Origin of the sequence: Mycobacterium sp. NAZ190054 (genome assembly GCF_001545925.1) — a bacterium.
Lineage (GTDB): Bacteria > Actinomycetota > Actinomycetes > Mycobacteriales > Mycobacteriaceae > Mycobacterium.
Window position 1 is genome coordinate 1 of the sequence record NZ_LMVQ01000305.1, and the last position, 4,273, is coordinate 4,273.

Annotated in this window: 1 protein-coding gene and 3 pseudogenes; all 4 read left to right on the forward strand. The window is 71.7% G+C overall.

From position 1 onward, the window contains the following. A pseudogene (locus tag ASJ79_RS33310) lies at positions 1 to 134 on the forward strand (ABC transporter permease); the annotation flags it as partial. Next, positions 123 to 374, forward strand: a pseudogene (locus ASJ79_RS19710) (hypothetical protein); the annotation flags it as partial. The pseudogenes ASJ79_RS33310 and ASJ79_RS19710, both read left to right, overlap by 12 nt. Continuing rightward, complete coding sequence (gene recB, locus ASJ79_RS19715; RefSeq protein WP_067958809.1) at positions 374 to 3,673, forward strand: exodeoxyribonuclease V subunit beta; 3,300 nt, start codon at positions 374 to 376, stop codon at positions 3,671 to 3,673. The pseudogene ASJ79_RS19710 and the gene recB, both read left to right, overlap by 1 nt. Next, positions 3,670 to 4,200, forward strand: a pseudogene (locus ASJ79_RS19720) (AAA family ATPase); the annotation flags it as partial. The gene recB and the pseudogene ASJ79_RS19720, both read left to right, overlap by 4 nt. Between the last annotated feature and the right edge of the window lie 73 nt (positions 4,201 to 4,273).

Genomic DNA, 4,273 nt, shown 5'->3' on the forward strand with positions numbered 1-4,273 from the left:
TGCAGCTGCTGTTCTTCATGACGCCGATCATCTGGAACGAGTCCACACTGCAGGCGCAGGGCGCGGGCGGCTGGGCCAAGATCGTCGAGCTCAACCCGCTGCTGCACTACCTGGACATCGTGCGGGCCCCGATCCCATTGCCGCCCAAGACCTCCTATGCCTGGGCCGAAACCGAGCACCATCGCGGATCCCCGATGCGCGAGGCGGGGTGGAAATGGAGGTCGGGCCGTTTCCCCGGCGAGGATCAGGACCGCGCCCACGTGCGGGTGTGGGGCCCGAACTTCCCGCTGTCGGGTCTGGTCGAGGCCGGGCTGCCCGGCTACGCGACAAGGTTGTGGTCTCCGATGCTGCGCGCCGAGAGGACACCGGAGTGATGGAACCTTTCGACCTGCTCGGTCCGCTGCCCGCGCCGCGCACCACCACGGTGCTGGAGGCCAGCGCGGGCACCGGCAAGACGTTCACCCTCGCCGGCCTGGTCACCCGGTATGTCGCCGAGGGCGTCGCGACGCTGGACCAGATGCTGCTCGTCACCTTCGGCCGGGCCGCCAGCCAGGAGTTGCGCGAGCGGGTCCGCGCCCAGATCGTGGACGCGGTACGGGCCTTCGACGACCCCGCCGCGGCGGGCGGCAACGAGGTGATCGCCCATCTGCTCGACGGCACGGCCGACGAGTTGACCGAACGCAGGCAGCGGCTGCGCGACGCGCTGGCCGGTTTCGACGCGGCCACGATCGCGACCACCCACCAGTTCTGCCAGCTGGTGCTGCGGTCGCTCGGGGTGGCCGGTGACACCGACTCCGGGGTCGAGCTGGTGGAGAGCCTCGACGACCTGGTGACCGAGATCGTCGACGACCTCTACCTCGCCCATTTCGGCCAGCAGCGCGACGAGCCGCTGCTGTCCTACGACGCCGCGCTCAGCCTGGCCCATGAGGTGGTCCGCAACGCGCACACCGAATTACGGCCCGCCGACCCCGCCCCCGGTTTCGACCCGCATGTGCGGGTGGAGTTCGCCAAGGCGGTGTGCGCCGAACTGGAGACCCGTAAACGCCGGCTCGGCATCCTGCACTACGACGACCTGCTCTCCCGGCTCGCGAAAGCCCTTGAGCCGGCGGACTCGCCGGCGCGGGTGCGGATGCGGCGGCGCTGGTCGATCGTGATGGTCGATGAGTTCCAGGACACCGACCCGGTGCAGTGGCAGGTGATCGACCGCGCGTTCAGCGGGCATGCCACGGTGATCCTGATCGGCGACCCGAAGCAGGCGATCTACGCGTTCCGCGGCGGCGACATCGTCACCTACCTGCACGCCGCGTCCACCGCCGGACAACAGCGCACGCTGGGCACCAACTACCGCAGTGACGGCCCGCTGGTCGACAGCCTGCAGGCGGTCATGCGGGGCGCCCAGCTCGGTGATCCGCGCATCGTGGTGCGCCCCGTCGAGGCCCATCACCGACAGCACCGGCTGCAGGGTGCGCCGCGCAACGCGCCGTTCCGGCTGCGGGTGGTCAACCGGGACCAGTTCGGCACGCGTCCCGACAAACCCATCCCGATCGACACCCTGCGCCGCCACATTCCGCGGGATCTGGCCGCCGACATCGCGGCGCTGCTCGCCTCCGGCGCGACGTTCTGCGACGAGGCGCTGCTTCCCGGCGACATCGCGGTCATCGTGGAGAGCCACCGCGACGGGCACGCCTGTTTCGCCGCCCTCACCGACGCCGGGATCCCCGCCGTCTACACCGGCGACTCGGACGTCTTCTCCTCCCCCGCCGCCGACGACTGGCTCTGCCTGCTCGAAGCGTTCGACCAGCCGCACCGGTCCGGACTGGTGCGCGCCGCCGCCACCACGATGTTCTTCGGTGAGACCGCCGAAACCCTCGCCGCTCAGCAGGACACGCTGACCGACCGGATCGCCGAGACGCTGCGTCAGTGGGCCGACTTCGCGCGTGACCGCGGGGTGGCCGCGGTGTTCGAGGCCGCGCAGCTCAGCGGCATGGGCGCACGCGTGCTGTCCTGGGTGGACGGTGAGCGGCACATGACCGATCTCGCGCACCTGACCCAGGTGTTGCACGCAACCGCCCACCGCGAGCGCTTCGGCCTGCCCGCGCTGCGCGACTGGTTGCGCACCCAGCGTGAGGAGCGCAGCGGCGCCCCGGAACGCAACCGCCGCCTCGACAGCGACGCCGCCGCCGTCCAGATCATGACCGTGTGGGTGAGCAAGGGGCTGCAGTTCCCGGTGGTGTACCTGCCGTTCGCGTTCAACCGCAACATCCAGACCCGCGAGGTGGTGACGTTCCACGACGGCGACGTCCGGTGCCTGCACATCGGCGGTGAGCTCAGCCCCGACCACGCCGCCGCGCAGCGGCAGGGCCGTCGTGAGGCCGCCGGTGACGACGTGCGCCTCACCTACGTCGCGATGACGCGTGCCCAGTCGCAGGTCGTCGCGTGGTGGGCGCCGTCCAACGACGAACCCAACGGCGGACTGTCCCGGCTGCTGCGCGGCCGCGCCCCCGGCGTCGACGCGGTGCCCGACCGGTGCGACCCGCCCCGGATCGACGACCCGGACGCGATGGCGCTGTTGCGCGCGTGGGCCGACGCGGGCGGCCCGGTGCTCGAGGAGTCGATCGTCGCGCCGTCGACCACGGTTGAATTGCCCGCTCCGCCAGAGGCTCTGAAGGTGCGGCACTTCCACCGGCACATCGACACGTCGTGGCGGCGGACGTCGTACTCCGGGCTCATCCGTGCCGCGGAGTCCGCCGAGGCCGCCGGGGTGACCAGTGAACCGGAGGTCGTCGAGCTCGACGACGAGACCGGCGAGGTCCCGGTGAACGAACCCGCCGAGGCCGGTGCGCGGATCCCGTCCCCGATGGCCGACCTGCCGATGGGCGCGAAATTCGGCACGCTGGTGCACGCGGTGCTGGAGACCGCCGACCCGTTCGCCGCCGACCTGGCCGCCGAGCTGGAGGCCAGGATCGGAGAGCATTCGCTGTGGTGGCCCGTCGACGTGCCACCCGACGAGCTGGCCGCCGCACTGGTGCCGCTGCACGAGACCCCGCTCGGACCACTGGCCTCCGGGGTGACACTGCGCGACATCGGGTTGCGGGACCGGTTGCGGGAGATGGAGTTCGAGTTCCCACTCGCCGGGGGTGACCGTCGCGGCGCGGCGCCGTCGATCACGCTGGCCGATGTCGGCCGGCTGCTCGCCGAACACCTGCCCGCCGACGATCCGCTCGCGTCCTACGCCGAACGGCTGACCGGCGGCGCGCTGGCCGCCCAGTCGCTGAAGGGCTACCTGAACGGCTCACTGGACGCGGTGCTGCGCGTCGGCGACAAGTACCTCGTCGTCGACTACAAGACCAACTGGCTCGGCGATCCGTCCCGCCCGCTGACCGCCGCGGACTACGGCCGTGCCCGCCTGGCCGAAGCCATGCTGCACTCCGACTACCCGCTGCAGGCGTTGCTGTACTGCGTTGTGCTGCACCGTTTTCTGCGGTGGCGGCAGCCCGGCTACTCGCCGGGGCGGCATCTGGGCGGGGTGCTGTACCTGTTCGTGCGCGGCATGTGCGGCCCCGACACGCCGGTGGTGGACGGCCATCCCGCCGGGGTCTTCAGCTGGCAGCCGCCCGCCGCGCTGATCGAGGCGCTGTCGGACCTGCTCGACGCCGGGGCGGTGGCGGCATGACCGTCGACGCGTTCGCCGAGCTGTTCGAACCCGCGGATCTGCATGTGGCGCAACGGCTGACCGCGCTCGGGAGCGACGACGACCCCCGGGTGGCACTGGCCGTCGCGCTGGCGGTGCGCGCGCTGCGCGGCGGCTCGGTGTGCGTCGACCTGCGCACCGTGGCGGCCCAGGCCGGCATGCCCGAGCTGCCGTGGCCGGCACCGGATCAGTGGCTGGCGGCGGTGCAGGGCAGCCCGCTCGCCGACAAGCAGGTGCTGCGGGTGTTCGGCGACCTGCTCTACCTCGACCGGTACTGGCGGGAGGAGCGGCAGGTCCGCGACGACGTGCTGGCACTGCTGGGCGTCCCGCCGCGCGGCCCCGTCCCGGGTCTGGGGCGGCTCTTCCCCGAGGGCTGGGAGGAGCAGCGCGCCGCCGCGGAAGTCGCTCTGCGGCAGTCGCTCACGGTGCTCACCGGCGGTCCCGGCACCGGCAAGACCACCACGGTGGCCCGGCTGCTGGCCGCCATCGCCGAGCAGGCCGAGGGCGCAGGAGATAGGAAGAGCGTCGGGTAGGGGAAGAGGGGAGATATCGGGGGGCGCCGGATCATTAAAAAAAAAAAAA